Source organism: Rhodococcus sp. USK13 (genome assembly GCF_018343855.1).
In the GTDB taxonomy this organism is placed as follows: Bacteria; Actinomycetota; Actinomycetes; order Mycobacteriales; family Mycobacteriaceae; genus Rhodococcus_F; species Rhodococcus_F oxybenzonivorans.
The window spans coordinates 2,572,996-2,585,578 of record NZ_CP069242.1 but is presented as its reverse complement, the minus strand read 5'-3'; the positions used below and the strand labels follow the sequence as shown (position 1 = coordinate 2,585,578).

Sequence of the window (12,583 nt, the reverse complement as noted above, 5' to 3'; positions counted from 1 at the left end):
GAATGGCGGTCGTGAGCAACCCAGACCACGGCCATCACCGCACACCGCCACGCACGCTGGAGCAGTCGACCAAGCTCCAGAACGTGCTGTACGAGATTCGTGGACCGGTACACGCCCACGCCGCCCGGCTCGAGGCGGAGGGACACCGGATCCTCAAGCTCAACATCGGCAACCCCGCGCCGTTCGGTTTCGACGCGCCCGACGTGATCATGCGCGACATGATCGCGGCGCTCCCCTATGCGCAGGGTTACTCCGAGTCGAAGGGCATCCTGTCGGCCCGTCGGGCGATCGTCACCCGCTACGAACTGGTCCCCGGCTTTCCCGAGCTCGATGTCGACGACATCTACCTGGGTAACGGTGTCTCCGAGCTCATCACCATGACGATGCAGGCCCTGCTCGACAACGGTGACGAGGTGCTGATTCCCGCACCGGACTACCCGCTGTGGACGGCCATGACCAGCCTCGCCGGTGGCACTCCCGTCCACTACCTCTGCGACGAGGGCAACGACTGGAATCCCGACATCGCGGACATCGAGTCGAAGATCACCGAGAAGACCAAGGCGCTGCTGGTCATCAACCCGAACAACCCCACGGGTGCGGTGTACTCGATGGAGGTGCTGCAACAACTGGTCGACCTGGCGCGTAAGCATCACCTGCTGCTGCTCGCGGACGAGATCTACGACAAGATCCTCTACGACGACGCCAAGCACATCTCGCTGGCCACGCTCGCGCCCGACCTGCTGTGCCTGACCTTCAACGGCCTCTCGAAGGCGTACCGGGTGGCGGGTTACCGCTCCGGTTGGGTCGCCGTCACCGGTCCCAAGGCGCATGCTGCGGGCTTCCTCGAGGGGCTGGACCTGCTGGCGTCCACCCGACTGTGCCCCAATGTTCCGGGTCAGCACGCCATCCAGGTGGCGCTCGGCGGTCACCAGAGCATCGAAGATCTGATTCTGCCCGGCGGGCGACTGCTCGAGCAGCGGGACGTGGCGTGGGAGCGGCTCAACATGATCCCCGGGGTCTCCTGCGTCAAGCCTCGAGGTGCGCTGTACGCGTTCCCCCGTCTGGACCCCAACGTGTACGAAATTTACGACGACGAGAAGCTGGTCCAGGACCTACTCCTGCAGGAGAAGATCCTGATGGTGCAGGGCACGGGGTTCAACTGGCCGGACCACGACCATCTGCGGATCGTGACACTGCCGTGGGCTCGCGATCTCGCTGTGGCCATCGAGCGGTTCGGTAATTTCCTCACCAGCTACAAGCAGTAGGATCGAGGCACAGCAAGCGACACGCGCGTCGCTTGCGTGTCTTCCGGGGGAACACATGGTCACCAGCACCCGCGCGCGTTTCGGACAGTTCGTCTACAAGCGACGGCGTTTGCTGAACCTCACGCAGGACCAGGTCACGGCTGCCGGTGGCCCGTCCGACGCGGCGCAGACCCGCGCCGAGAACGGGACCGGGCCGGACCCGAGCATCGAGACTCTCCGCAAACTGGATGTCGCGCTGCGCTGGGCCCCCGGGAGCGCGGCCCGGACGCTCGAGGGCGGCAGTCCCACTCCCCTCGAGGCCCTGGACGCTGATGAGCGGTCGGCGCCGTCCCGCCCGCTGACGCTGGGGCCGTCCGAGATACCGCTGAGCCTGGACACGATCATCGAGATCCTCGGCCCACACACCCGGATCACCAAGCTGAGTGCGGCTCATCCGGAGGTGCCGGGATTGGCCGACGCGGCGGCCGACCTCAGCCGGGTGGTGTCGAAAATCACCGGCGCTTACGTCACCCGTTTGCTCGAGGTCAACGGAGGTCCGGCCGGCCCCCGACAGCCACTGATCGAGTTCGCCTTCGGCCATCTGCTCGAGGAACCCTCCACCGCGGACGACCCGCACGAGCGGGAGGAAGCCCTCTACCGCCGCTTCCTCTACGGGCGGGGAGAGGGCCTGGATGCCGCCACGCGCGAGCGCTTCTGGCGCCGATGGGAAGACGCGGTGAGACTGAAAGACACCGACCACCCGGAACGTAGCGGCGACACGGAGGTGACAGCATGAACGGCGTGCCACTGTCGGTGCGGGTCAACCGCCTCTTCGCGCTTGCCCACGAACTCGACGACCCGGAACCCGGGACAGAGGTCGTCGCCGCGAGTGTTTCCCGCATACTCGGGAAAACCGTGGAGCCCTCGGTCATCGATTCGTTGCGGCGCGGCGAGGAGCACGCGGCCCAGGCAGAGGTGCTCCGGGCGGTCGCCCAGCACTTCTCCGCACCCGAGCAGTACCTTGCCGCCGACGGGTACGGCGATTACGACACCCTCGTGCGCTTCAAGATCGCCGTCCGGGACGCCGGCGTGCAGCATCTGTCGATGCGCTCGCTCGATGCCGCCGCGCTCCCGACTGCAGACGAGATGGAATCCTTGATCCCGATTCTGGAGAACTTGCGGCGAACCCCCGGCCGCCCGGCGTAGCCCTGTCCGGCGGTCGTCACACGGTCATCCGGGACGGGAGCTGCTTGCGCCCACCGAACTGCGGTAGCCGCCGCTCCCACAGTGTTGCGGCCACCTGTTCGGCGTCGTGCCAGTGATCGGCCAGCTTCGCCAGCTCCCACGGTTCGCCGCCGATGTCGGACGACCACGAGTGTGCGAGCACGCCGGTGCCGTGCGCCGAGTGGCCGGCGATGCGGGCTCTGCACGCCAGGTGTAATCGGGTGGCCACGACCACCGGCGCTGCACTGCCCGCCTGGTGGCCCAGTTCGAACACCACATGCCGGTCCAGGATGAGGATTGCGTCTCGGATCTCGACGCCCATTCGGTCCAGACGATCGTCGGCCGACAAGGTGCGGCGGTCTTTGCGGCGTAGCTCGAGCACCACTTCCGGGACGGCTTCCGTCAACGTTCGCCACATCGGCAGTAGCCGCCTGGAAACTCGCCACGAACGGTAACGGCGACCGGCCGCCCGCAGCGCGGGTCCCAACGCGATCAGGGCTCCGGCCGACACCGCGAACAGCCGGATGAAGGCTCCCGAGTCGTAGTATGTTTCGGTGAATGTGGTGCCGTCGCTGACGGCCTTGCTCACGCCCGTCACCATGACGGTTGCCATGTCGGCCATTTCGAACAGGGACAATCCGATGACGGCCAGGAATATGCGGCGCTCGCGCCCGGCCACCGCGCTGCGCACCGCTTTCAGCGAGATCCACAGATTGAGGCTTGCGGCCCCGAAGATCGGCGACGCATAGGTGAGGCAATATGCCGCAAAACGCCAGCCGCCTTCGTCCGCGAGAGAAACTCCACGCGAACGCGCAGGCGCGCTCAGAACGACCATGATGGCCCCCGCGACGAGCGCCGCCGACAACGCGAACACGTGAATTCGGGGAAGTCTCTCGGAACCCAGCGCCCACACGGAGAACAGGCTGATCAACGATGCCGCGGTCAGCATGATGCAGACATTGCCGAGGACTCGCGTGAGTCCGTGACCGAATTGGCCGTCGACGAGGTCGCGGATCGCCGGACGCCCGAGAACGAGCGACAGCGACGCGAAGACGAGCGCCGCATTCAACCTGCGCTCGGCGACCGTCGATCGGACGAGGATCAGCCGGAGAAGGGTTGTCGCCCAGGCAATCGACAACAGAGGCAACGTCACGTAGGCGGGAGGCGCGTACACGAGGTCAGAACGTTCCGAGTATCCGCGAGGCCCGCGGGTCACCGCCGGTATCGCACAGCGTCGATCGCCGGCCGCTCATGATCAGCGTGGCGAGAAGTTCTGCGTCGTACTCCTGGTCGTTCGAATAGTTGGAGCGACCGAACACCTTGACCACGTCCGTCGTGTCCACAGACGGCGCCGCCTCGGCGAGGACTCTCGAGTCGACGGAGGTATCACCGATCGCAGTGCGATCGTGGCCGAGTTCCATGTGTGCCAGCTCGTGGCAGATGATGTGCGTGGCGTGTACGTCCGACGTCCCGGCAGCGTAGAGGATGACGTCGTCGGTGGCCCGTGCCAGCCAGAGGCCGAAATGACCGCCGCGGACGAGCGCGTGCGCAACCGGAACGACGAGGATGGGGCGTCCGCGGCGCCGCGCGACGCTGTTCACCAGTTCGTCCCTGTTCCAGGGCACGGGAAGGTCCATCTGCGCCACGATCCGGCGAAGATGGTTCCTGGACCGCGGCAGCCGCGAAATACGCATGGGGACACCTCCGAACGGCTGTAATCCTAGGCCGTCGGGTCGGCAGGTCACGACACGGTGCGCTAATTGACCGACCCGGTTGACGAATACCCCCACCGTGTCGGTAGATTGGCAGACGGCACCTCGAGTGCCGCGAGCACCTGTCGCCCCTCCCCCTGTGGGCGTCAGGTCGGTGGCGGGGTCAACCCCCTGTACCCCGCCACCCAGCTCGGCACTTCTCCCGGCAGAACACGAGGCTCTCGTCAGGGCCAGCCGGAACCCACCCCTCGTTTCGGGATTCCAACCCTTCCTTCGCAGATCTCAGCGTTCGCTGCGTAATAACTGCAGCGCGCCACGCATCGATATCTAACCACACTGGCGACATCTAGGCGACACGAGAGCAATACCAACCAGATATCGCAGCAACAGATGCATCTCTGGTCACTCCAGTCACAAAAGAGAGCGATTGATCTCCGGCTACCCTGTGTGCGTGCGGAGACTATCCAGCCGGCAGCCGACGCGGTACCGCCGATGAACGACTTTCACGGCCACGGCCACGGCCACGGCCACAGCGGCGGCCCGGTGCCGGTGGGGCCCGTCGCCGCGAAGGTGGTGATCGGGCTCCTGGTCGTCATCGGCATCGCCGTGCTGATCGGTGCGATCGCGCTGTGGCCGAGCAAGCAGGACGTCGCCGTGGACCTCCCTTTCCAGAGCGCACAGGGCGGCGTGGCGGTCACCGAGGCAGGCACGGTGACCATGCAGAACATCGGCCCCTGCGGCAGTTCCTCCGCGGGGCGCGCGTTCACCGGTTCTCCCGTGCCCCCGCCGACGGACGCGTACGAGTGCCAGCGAAGCATCGTCGACATCGAGTCCGGTCCCAACGCCGGCACCCAGACGTTGCTCGAAATCATCCCCGGCCCCGGGCAACCCGACCTCAGGGTCGGGGAAAGTATTCGCCTCTCCCGGCAGACCGACGTGAACGGGACGACGGAATATTCGTTCGAGGATTACGCCCGCGGCTGGCCCGTCACACTCATCGCGCTGGCCTTCGCCGTCGTCGTCATCGCCGTGGCTCGGTGGCGGGGACTCCGGGCGCTGGTCGGCATCGTGGTGTCGTTCGGGGTGCTCGTCCTCTTCATGCTTCCCGCCCTGCTGGACGGCAAGCCGGCGATACCGGTGGCCCTCGTGTCCGGAGCGATCATCCTGTACGCCGTGTTGTATCTGGCGCACGGCGTATCGCTACGGACCAGCTCCGCGCTGCTGGGCACACTCGCATCGATGCTCCTCGCCGCGGTCCTCTCCTACCTCACGATCGTGATGACACAGCTGACAGGACTTTCCGAAGAGCAGAACACCAACGTCCAGGCCTATATCCAGCACGTCAGCATCACGGGTCTTCTTCTGGCGGGCTTCATCATCGGCTCGCTCGGTGTGCTCAACGACGTCACGATCACCCAAGCCGCGTCGGCGTTCGAACTCGCCTCGCTCGACCCCGACGCATCACGACGCCAGATCTTCGGTTCGGCGATGCGCGTGGGCCGCGACCACATTGCCAGCACGGTGTACACGCTGGTACTCGCCTACGCCGGTGGTGCTCTTCCACTGCTACTGGTGTTCAGTGTCGCGGGGCGGTCGATCCAGGACGTGTTGCTCAGCGACGCGGTGTCCATCGAGATCGTGCGCTCGGCGGTCGGCGGTATCGCGCTCGCACTGTCCGTGCCGTTGACGACCGCCATCGCGGTGGTACTGGCACGCCCGCTCGGATCTCGGAGCGGCGGAAACAGGAACAGCGGCAGGGGCAACCCGCAGTTCCGCACCGCCGCACCTTCGCGAGGCGGCCGCCACTCGAAGTGAGGCCGGCTTCAGTTGAGGATGCCGGCCACCTGCAGCGCGATGATCAGGAGGGCCGCGGCCATCAGCCCGTAGACGGTGAGCATCGCCACCTTTTCCACGGTCTCGCTGGTGGGCGGAAACATCCTGAGGATCGGCTTGTAGTACGCGACGGGAAGACTGCCGTCGCGCGTGCTACCGGACGAGAAGTTTCGTGTATTCGGGGTGTGGTACGACCCCGCGGGGGTGACAGTCACTGCACACTTCCTTCCTGCGCGACCTGGGTTCGACGCCGCCCGGACTCGGACAGTGCGAGAACCACATTCCATGGTAGGCGCGCAGAGTGCCTCGCCACCAGGGAAAAGTCGCGGAGTGCGGAGGTTACGTGCCGGGGATCCTCGGCAGCGGGGGAAGCTGCAGGGGTGGCAACTGGAACTGCGGAAGCCCCGGGAACACCGGCGCGGGCGGTGGCGGCGGGGGTTCGGGCTCCGGCTCCGGGATCTGGATCCGGGACGCGGTTGCCGCGGGCTCCTCGACGGCTTCGGTCGGAGTCGGCGGCGGCGCTGTCGGTGACGGAGTCGCCATCTCGGTTACCGCGGGGGGCTTCGCTTTCGGCTGAGTGGTGACGGGCTGGGACGTGCCCTCCGTGCTGTTGAGCAGGGTGCTGCCGTAACCGAGTCCGAGGCCGACCAGTGCGATGACGGCCAATGCCCCACCGGCCAGTGCTGCGCCCCGGATCTGGACCTTCGCTACACGCTGACTCGGTGGTGGTGCCGCCGCACTCAACCACGACGGCGTACTCGAGACCCCGCTGCTGCGTCCGCCCGACGGACCCGGCGCTTGGCGCGCGAAGGAGGCGTCGTCGTACTCGAGGGGCGGCACGGCAGGGCCGGCGGGAACAGCAGCATAGGGACTCATCGTGGAGCCGACGAAGGGACCGAACGTCTCCGCCGGCGGCGGGAGGACAGTGACGCCACCGGGCGCCTGCTGTTGCTGCGCCTGTTGCGCCAGGAGCGCTGCGCCCTGTGCTGCGACGAGTTCGGGGTGGTCCGGCACGATGACGGGCAATGCCAGCCAGGATTCGAGGACGGACCGCACCAGCGGGATCCGCGCCCCACCGCCGGTGAGAACCACGGCGTCGGGGATCCGCCCCGACCGGGCGATCACATCCCGAGCCAGGCGGGCAGAGGACTCGACGGTGACGCCGATGAGAGAGTCGAACACATCGCGCGACAGCAGCAGCAAGCCGCCGTCCCCGGGCACCGCGACAGCGCCGCCGACGGACAGCCGTTCCTTGGCCTCCCGGCAACGGAGGTCCAGTGCGTGACTCGCGGCCGCGTCGTGCGGCGTGGAGATGCGCTTGTTCACCAACTGGTTGTCGCGGATCAGCCGGTCGAAGAGGTCACCGCTCACAGTGTCGGTGCGGGTGCTTTCCACCACGGCGCCGGTTTCCCGGTCGACGACGCTGACGGTGAGTCCGGAACTGCCGAGGTCGTAGAACACCAGCGTCGCGTGGTCACCCAACGCGCCCGCAGCGTCGAGCACTGTCAGCGCCGCGGAAGCCTCGGGAACGAGCTGGTAGTTCCCGAGCTGTTGGCGTGCCATCGCCGCCTGCACGGCTCCTGCCTGCGCCTCGTCGCGATACGCAACCCCGGTGGCATGCACTTCGCGGTTATCGAATCCCCCGGCCAGTACGACGCCGATCGATTCGGCGGCGAGGTCCTCGGGCAGTTCCCGCCCCGCGGCGACCACCTGGGAACGGAAGTCGGGCAACACGTGGTGTCCCGAGTCCTCGCGGGTCACGGAGTCGGGTCGTGCCAACCGCACAGCGCTTGCACCAACCGAAACTCCGAGAACCGAACTCATGGGCCGCCTTACTCGACTGTGCACGGGTCCGTGTGATGGAATCCCCCACTCCATTGCCCCGCAGTCTAGCGAAAGGCATCGCCGGGGCAACCGAGCAGCTGGAGAGGGGGCGGGGAGCCGGCTGCTCAGGAGTTGCTCGCGATGATCACCCCGGCGATACCCGTGCCGAGGGGAACAACCGTGCACGGGGGCACGGCCGCGTGAGCCGGATCGAGACTGTTGAGGACGAGCTGCTGTGTGAAGGAGTCGTACGGCAGGTTGAAGTGCCCGGTCTGGTCGAGCGGGCACAGGTCCTGGACGAGGATGTTTTTCGCGCCGGGGTCGCGCAACGCCACATTGGTGTACGGCTGGATCACCTCGTCGTACCGCGTCCCGATGGTCGTGTACTCGACGCCGGGCACGGTGTCACCGCCACTGTTGAGCCGCGTGAGGAATTCCGAGCCCTGCACCTGTTCGGCCAGCGCTTCGGAGCCGAACCCTTCGATCAATTGGGTGCCGCCCGGCAGTGACACCACAGCGGTTGCGATACCGAAGAAGGTTCCTCCGTAGGAGGGCGAGGCCAGACCGATCCACCGATCAACTTCGGCCGCTCCGCCGAGCTCTTTGATGTAGTACCTCGCTACGGTCGCGCCCTGGGAGTGTCCGACGATGTCGACCTCGTCGGCGCCGGTCGTGGACAGCACGTCGTCGACGAACTCCGCGAGCTCGTGTGCGCCGACCGTCATGGGCTGCATCCCGAAGTGGTCGGTTCCGGCCTTGCGGCCATAGTTCAGCGCGAAGAGGCAGAACCCGGCGGCCTTCAATTTCGGACTCAGGCCCGCCCAGTTGGAATATGCGCTGCCGTCGCTCCCGTGCACGAGGACCACCGGGGCGGGATGTTCGGGACCGGGACGGCAAGAGAAGTCGTTGACACCGGGCGGCGTGGAACCGGGGTTGTCCTTCGAGTACCGGATGGCCGCGCCGGCGTCGGACTGTGCCGGACCCGGCCGAGTCGGGATTTCGGCCGCGTGGACGGGGACCGCACCGAGCAGGCAGACGAGGGCACCGAGCAGTGCTGTTGCGAATCCGACCCGGAACTTCGCCATCGCCTCGCCCTCCGTAGCGGCGAGATCAACGTTATCCCCTGCCCAGCCCCCGGTACACCCATCCCGCGTTCCGCCAATGCTGGGCGTCGAGGCAGTTGCGGCCGTCCACCATCACGCGGGCTCGGACTACTCCGGCGAGATCGTCCGGCTTCAAAGCCGCGAATTCGGCCCATTCCGTGAGAACCAGTACCGCATCGGCGTTTTCGCAGGCTTCGGCCACCGAGGTGGCGTAGTTGAGAGTCGGGAAGAGGCGCCTCGAGTTGTCGAGCGCCTTGGGGTCGTAGACGCTGACGACTGCGCCGTGTAGCTGCATCATCCCCGCGACATTGAGGGCGGGAGAATCACGGACGTCGTCGGACTCGGGTTTGAATGCAGCGCCCAGCACCGCGACGTTGGCGCCCAGCAACGAGCCGCCACACACCTGCGCTGCCAGTTCCACCATCCGCGTACGTCTGCGCATGTTGATGCTGTCGACCTCGCGAAGAAAATGCAGTGCCTGGTTGGCGCCGAGTTCACCGGCTCTGGCCATGAAGGCGCGAATGTCCTTGGGCAGGCAACCGCCGCCGAATCCCAGTCCGGCGTTGAGGAAGCGTCGGCCGATGCGCGCGTCGTAGCCGAGCGCATCGGCGAGCTGCGTGACGTCGGCGCCGGTGGCCTCGCACACTTCCGAGATGGCGTTGATGAAGGAGATCTTGGTGGCCAGGAACGCGTTCGCCGAGACCTTGACCAGCTCGGCGGTTGCCAGGTCGGTGACCAGAAAGGGAATGTCCTCGGCGAGCAGTGGGGCGTACAGCTGACGCAACTGCGACTCCACACTGCCGGGTCGGTCCCGGTCGACTCCCAGCACCATTCGGTCGGGGTGCAGGGTGTCTTGGACGGCGAACCCTTCCCGCAGGAACTCGGGGTTCCACGCCACCTCGACGGTGTCCCCTGCAGGTGCCAGCGCCCGCGCCCTCGCGCCCAGTTCTGCCGCGGTTCCGACGGGCACAGTCGACTTGCCGACGATCACCGCAGGTCGGTCGAGGAGGGGCGCCAAGGTGTCGATCACCGAGTGCACGTGCCGCAGATCGGCGGCGTACTCCCCCTTCTTCTGCGGGGTGCCGACTCCCAGGAAGTGGAGGTCGGCGAACGCGGCGGCCTCGGTGTAGGAGGTGGTGAACTGCAGCCGCCCCGCCTCGATGTTGCGGCGGAGAACCTCGGCCAGGCCCGGCTCGTAGAACGGCACCTCACCGGCGGAGAGTTTCGCCACTTTTCCGGGATCGATGTCGACTCCCAGCACGTCGTGCCCCAGTTCCGCCATGCAGGCGGCATGGGTCGCTCCCAGGTATCCGGTTCCAAAGACGGTGCAGCGCATGCACCGTTGATATCCGGCGCGGGTGAGCAGGGCATTTACCCGACTGATGTTCCAAGCCAACAGTGCGTGTACGCGCGGTGCGGAGCGAGACCCTATGCTTCGCCCATGCATGTTCTCTTCGTCTGCACCGGAAACGTCTGTCGTTCTCCTACGGCCGAGCGCCTCACCCTGGCATTCGCCGAGGAGCTCGGACTGACCGATCTCACCGCCGAAAGTGCAGGTACCCGCGCCATGGTGGGTCATCCGATGGAGCCGACCGCGGCCCAGGTTCTCGAAGGCCTCGGAGGCGATCCCAGCGGCTTCACGGCTCGGCGACTCACCGAGGATCTGGCGGTCGACGCCGACCTGGTACTCACCATGACCGAACGTCAGCGTGAGAAGGTGCTGGCGATGGCTCCTGAGCAGTTGAAGAAGACCTTCACGTTGAGGGAGGCCGCACGACTTGCCGTGGCCGCAGATGCAAAGACCGTTGCCGATCTGGCCGCAGCGCGGCCGAAGCACAGATCCGCAGACGGACCTGAAGACATCTCGGACCCGATCGGTCAGGACGAGGAAACGTTCCTGGCCGTCGGGTCCGAGATAGCCGACCTACTGGGTGTCTTGACGCGCAGCGTCCGGAACTACTGACGCGGAGCGTCCGGCCCGGACGCATCCTCCCCGTCTTCGCGGTATCGCCGAGCGCGCCGCGGAGCGGGGGGCTGCGCGGTGTAGGCGTGCGAATTCACTCGCTCCGCCCAATCGGTGTCGTGTTCTTGTTCGAGCACCTGGTGGGCCTGCGTTTCCACATATTCGGAGCCCGAGTGGTGTCCGTTTCCGGCCGGCGCGGAGTTGCGGGCCGGCGGCGCCGCCGGAGCCGGGGCGGCGTGGACCGGCTGCGATGGAGTCTGCACCGCGGCCTCGGCCCGCTGCATCTGCGGCAGCGACTTGTCCGTCTCGTAGTAGTACTTGTATTCGTAGACTCCCTTGCCCCGGCTCGGCGTCATCGTGATGATCGTGCCCAGGATGGTGGCGCCCACGCTGTGCAGGTTTCCGACGGCGCGGGTCAACTGCTCGCGCTTGGTTTCGCCGTGCCGGGCGATTACGAGCGCGCCGTCCGACATGGCGGTGAGAACGGTGGCGTCGGTCACCGGGAGGAGCGGTGACGCGTCGACGATGACGTAGTCGAAACGTTCGCGTAGGTCGGCGAGAACCTGTCGCGCCGTGGCCGTTCCGAGCAACTCGCTCGGGTTCGGGGGAATCGGCCCGGACGCGAGGACGGTCAATCCCTGGTACGAAGTGGGCTGGAGCACCCCGTCCAGAGTGGCCTGCCCCGCCAGCACACTACTGAGACCGACGGAACCGACAACGCCCATATACTTGGACACGCGGGGCTTTCGGAGATCGCCTTCGACGAGGCATACAGACTTGCCGCCCTCGGCGAGGACCAACGCAATGTTGATGGCTGTGGTCGTCTTGCCCTCTGTGGGAAGCGAACTGGTGACCACGATGACCCGGGGCGGGTTGTCGACCTCGAGGAACTGCAGGTTGGTACGAAGTTCTCGGTATGCCTCCGCGCTCGACGAGTGGCCCTCCGCGAAATTGATGGCCTGCTGAGTCTGCCGATCCTTGTCGAACGGGATGGTGCCGATCATCGCGGAGCCGGCCAGCTCTTCCACCGTACGACGGTCTTTCACTGTGTTGTCGAGGCGATCACGCAGCACGGCGAGGGCAATACCCAGCAGGAGTCCGACTGCGGCACCGAGCGCGAGATTACGCAGTGTCTTCGGGGAGACGGGCGTCGACGGCGTCTGCGCCTGCTGTTCGACGACAACGCGCGCGGCCGGTGCGCCGCCCCGTTCGGGTGTTTCGAGTTCACGGACCATGACCACGAATTCGTCGGACATCGCGTTGGCGATGTCGCGGGCACGCTCGGGTGAGGGGTCCTGCACCTTCAGGTCGACGAGGACGGTGTCGGGTGCGGAGGTGGCCTTGACCTGATTGGCAAGCTCGGCCGGTGTCTCGGTGAGACCCAGCTTGTCGATGGTGCGCTGCGCGAGAGTCTGACCGGTCAGCAATTTGGTGTAGGACGCCACGCGTTGCTGCGAGTACAGGTTTCCCTGGTAGAGCTCATTGACCGACGAGCCCGCCGAGGTGGAGACGAACAACCGGGTGGAGGCTTCATACAGGGGCGTGGTGAGCAGTGAGGCACCGAGCGCCCCGAGGATCGCCACCACCGTGGTGATGGCGATAATTTTCCATCGTGCCTGCAGAATGCGCAGGTAGTCCTGGATTTCCATGTTCGAGTCTCCCATCGAGTTCACGCGCCGA

General features: G+C 66.4%; 12 protein-coding genes. 5 read left to right on the top strand and 7 right to left on the bottom strand.

What is annotated here, in order from left to right:
- Window positions 1-2: 2 nt before the first annotated feature.
- The 3 genes from JQT59_RS14490 to JQT59_RS14480 are packed head-to-tail and all read left to right on the top strand — an operon-like array spanning window position 3 to window position 2,450.
- Window positions 3-1,265 (top strand): pyridoxal phosphate-dependent aminotransferase, encoded by a 1,263-nt coding sequence (locus JQT59_RS14490; protein ID WP_109332866.1) that lies wholly within the window; start codon window positions 3-5, stop codon window positions 1,263-1,265.
- Window positions 1,266-1,320: 55 nt separating this feature from the next.
- The gene (locus JQT59_RS14485) at window positions 1,321-2,040 is read left to right on the top strand and encodes a helix-turn-helix domain-containing protein (protein ID WP_213576715.1); all 720 of its coding nucleotides are present in this window, start codon (window positions 1,321-1,323) and stop codon (window positions 2,038-2,040) included.
- Window positions 2,037-2,450 (top strand): hypothetical protein, encoded by a 414-nt coding sequence (locus JQT59_RS14480; RefSeq protein WP_213576714.1) that lies wholly within the window; start codon window positions 2,037-2,039, stop codon window positions 2,448-2,450. Before JQT59_RS14485 ends, JQT59_RS14480 begins: the two co-directional genes overlap by 4 nt.
- Before the next feature lie 16 nt (window positions 2,451-2,466).
- On the opposite strand, the gene JQT59_RS14475 is transcribed toward JQT59_RS14480, so the two are convergent.
- On the bottom strand, window positions 2,467-3,684 hold the full coding sequence (locus JQT59_RS14475) for an MAB_1171c family putative transporter (protein WP_249354449.1): 1,218 nt from the start codon (window positions 3,682-3,684) through the stop codon (window positions 2,467-2,469).
- A complete protein-coding gene (locus JQT59_RS14470; RefSeq protein WP_213576713.1) occupies window positions 3,647-4,162 on the bottom strand; it encodes a hypothetical protein in 516 nt (171 codons plus the stop codon). Before JQT59_RS14470 ends, JQT59_RS14475 begins: the two co-directional genes overlap by 38 nt.
- Before the next feature lie 510 nt (window positions 4,163-4,672).
- On the opposite strand from JQT59_RS14470, the gene JQT59_RS14465 reads away from it, so the two are divergent.
- On the top strand, window positions 4,673-5,995 hold the full coding sequence (locus tag JQT59_RS14465) for a YibE/F family protein (RefSeq protein WP_213576712.1): 1,323 nt from the start codon (window positions 4,673-4,675) through the stop codon (window positions 5,993-5,995).
- Window positions 5,996-6,003: 8 nt separating this feature from the next.
- Here the strand turns inward: JQT59_RS14465 and JQT59_RS14460 are convergent, their stop codons facing one another.
- From JQT59_RS14460 to JQT59_RS14445, 4 genes are all read right to left on the bottom strand, one after another.
- The gene (locus JQT59_RS14460; protein WP_213576711.1) at window positions 6,004-6,228 is read right to left on the bottom strand and encodes a hypothetical protein; all 225 of its coding nucleotides are present in this window, start codon (window positions 6,226-6,228) and stop codon (window positions 6,004-6,006) included.
- Between the two features lie 124 nt (window positions 6,229-6,352).
- Window positions 6,353-7,837: a DUF7159 family protein gene (locus tag JQT59_RS14455; RefSeq protein ID WP_213576710.1), complete on the bottom strand. Its 1,485-nt coding sequence runs from the start codon at window positions 7,835-7,837 to the stop codon at window positions 6,353-6,355.
- A gap of 125 nt (window positions 7,838-7,962) precedes the next feature.
- Entirely contained in the window at window positions 7,963-8,922 is a 960-nt protein-coding gene (locus JQT59_RS14450) for an esterase/lipase family protein (protein WP_213576709.1), read from the bottom strand.
- Window positions 8,923-8,953: 31 nt separating this feature from the next.
- The gene (locus tag JQT59_RS14445; protein WP_213576708.1) at window positions 8,954-10,276 is read right to left on the bottom strand and encodes a UDP-glucose dehydrogenase family protein; all 1,323 of its coding nucleotides are present in this window, start codon (window positions 10,274-10,276) and stop codon (window positions 8,954-8,956) included.
- Between the two features lie 105 nt (window positions 10,277-10,381).
- Here JQT59_RS14445 and JQT59_RS14440 point away from each other — a divergent pair, with 105 nt between their 5' ends.
- The gene (locus JQT59_RS14440) at window positions 10,382-10,903 is read left to right on the top strand and encodes an arsenate reductase/protein-tyrosine-phosphatase family protein (protein ID WP_109332878.1); all 522 of its coding nucleotides are present in this window, start codon (window positions 10,382-10,384) and stop codon (window positions 10,901-10,903) included.
- Here JQT59_RS14440 and JQT59_RS14435 read toward each other — a convergent pair.
- Complete coding sequence (locus JQT59_RS14435; RefSeq protein WP_213576707.1) at window positions 10,897-12,552, bottom strand: tyrosine-protein kinase domain-containing protein; 1,656 nt, start codon at window positions 12,550-12,552, stop codon at window positions 10,897-10,899. The two genes, JQT59_RS14440 and JQT59_RS14435, sit on opposite strands and share 7 nt — an antisense overlap.
- Window positions 12,553-12,583 lie beyond the last annotated feature (31 nt).

Excerpts from the sequence above, each read along its gene's own strand:
- JQT59_RS14490 (WP_109332866.1), top strand. The coding sequence starts at position 3 with ATGGCGGTCGTGAGCAACCCAGACCACGGCCATCACCGCACACCGCCA.
- JQT59_RS14485 (WP_213576715.1), top strand. The coding sequence starts at position 1,321 with ATGGTCACCAGCACCCGCGCGCGTTTCGGACAGTTCGTCTACAAGCGA.
- JQT59_RS14480 (WP_213576714.1), top strand. The coding sequence starts at position 2,037 with ATGAACGGCGTGCCACTGTCGGTGCGGGTCAACCGCCTCTTCGCGCTT.
- JQT59_RS14470 (WP_213576713.1), bottom strand. The coding sequence starts at position 4,162 with ATGCGTATTTCGCGGCTGCCGCGGTCCAGGAACCATCTTCGCCGGATC.
- JQT59_RS14465 (WP_213576712.1), top strand. The coding sequence starts at position 4,673 with ATGAACGACTTTCACGGCCACGGCCACGGCCACGGCCACAGCGGCGGC.
- JQT59_RS14455 (WP_213576710.1), bottom strand. The coding sequence starts at position 7,837 with ATGAGTTCGGTTCTCGGAGTTTCGGTTGGTGCAAGCGCTGTGCGGTTG.
- JQT59_RS14450 (WP_213576709.1), bottom strand. The coding sequence starts at position 8,922 with ATGGCGAAGTTCCGGGTCGGATTCGCAACAGCACTGCTCGGTGCCCTC.
- JQT59_RS14445 (WP_213576708.1), bottom strand. The coding sequence starts at position 10,276 with ATGCGCTGCACCGTCTTTGGAACCGGATACCTGGGAGCGACCCATGCC.
- JQT59_RS14440 (WP_109332878.1), top strand. The coding sequence starts at position 10,382 with ATGCATGTTCTCTTCGTCTGCACCGGAAACGTCTGTCGTTCTCCTACG.
- JQT59_RS14435 (WP_213576707.1), bottom strand. The coding sequence starts at position 12,552 with ATGGAAATCCAGGACTACCTGCGCATTCTGCAGGCACGATGGAAAATT.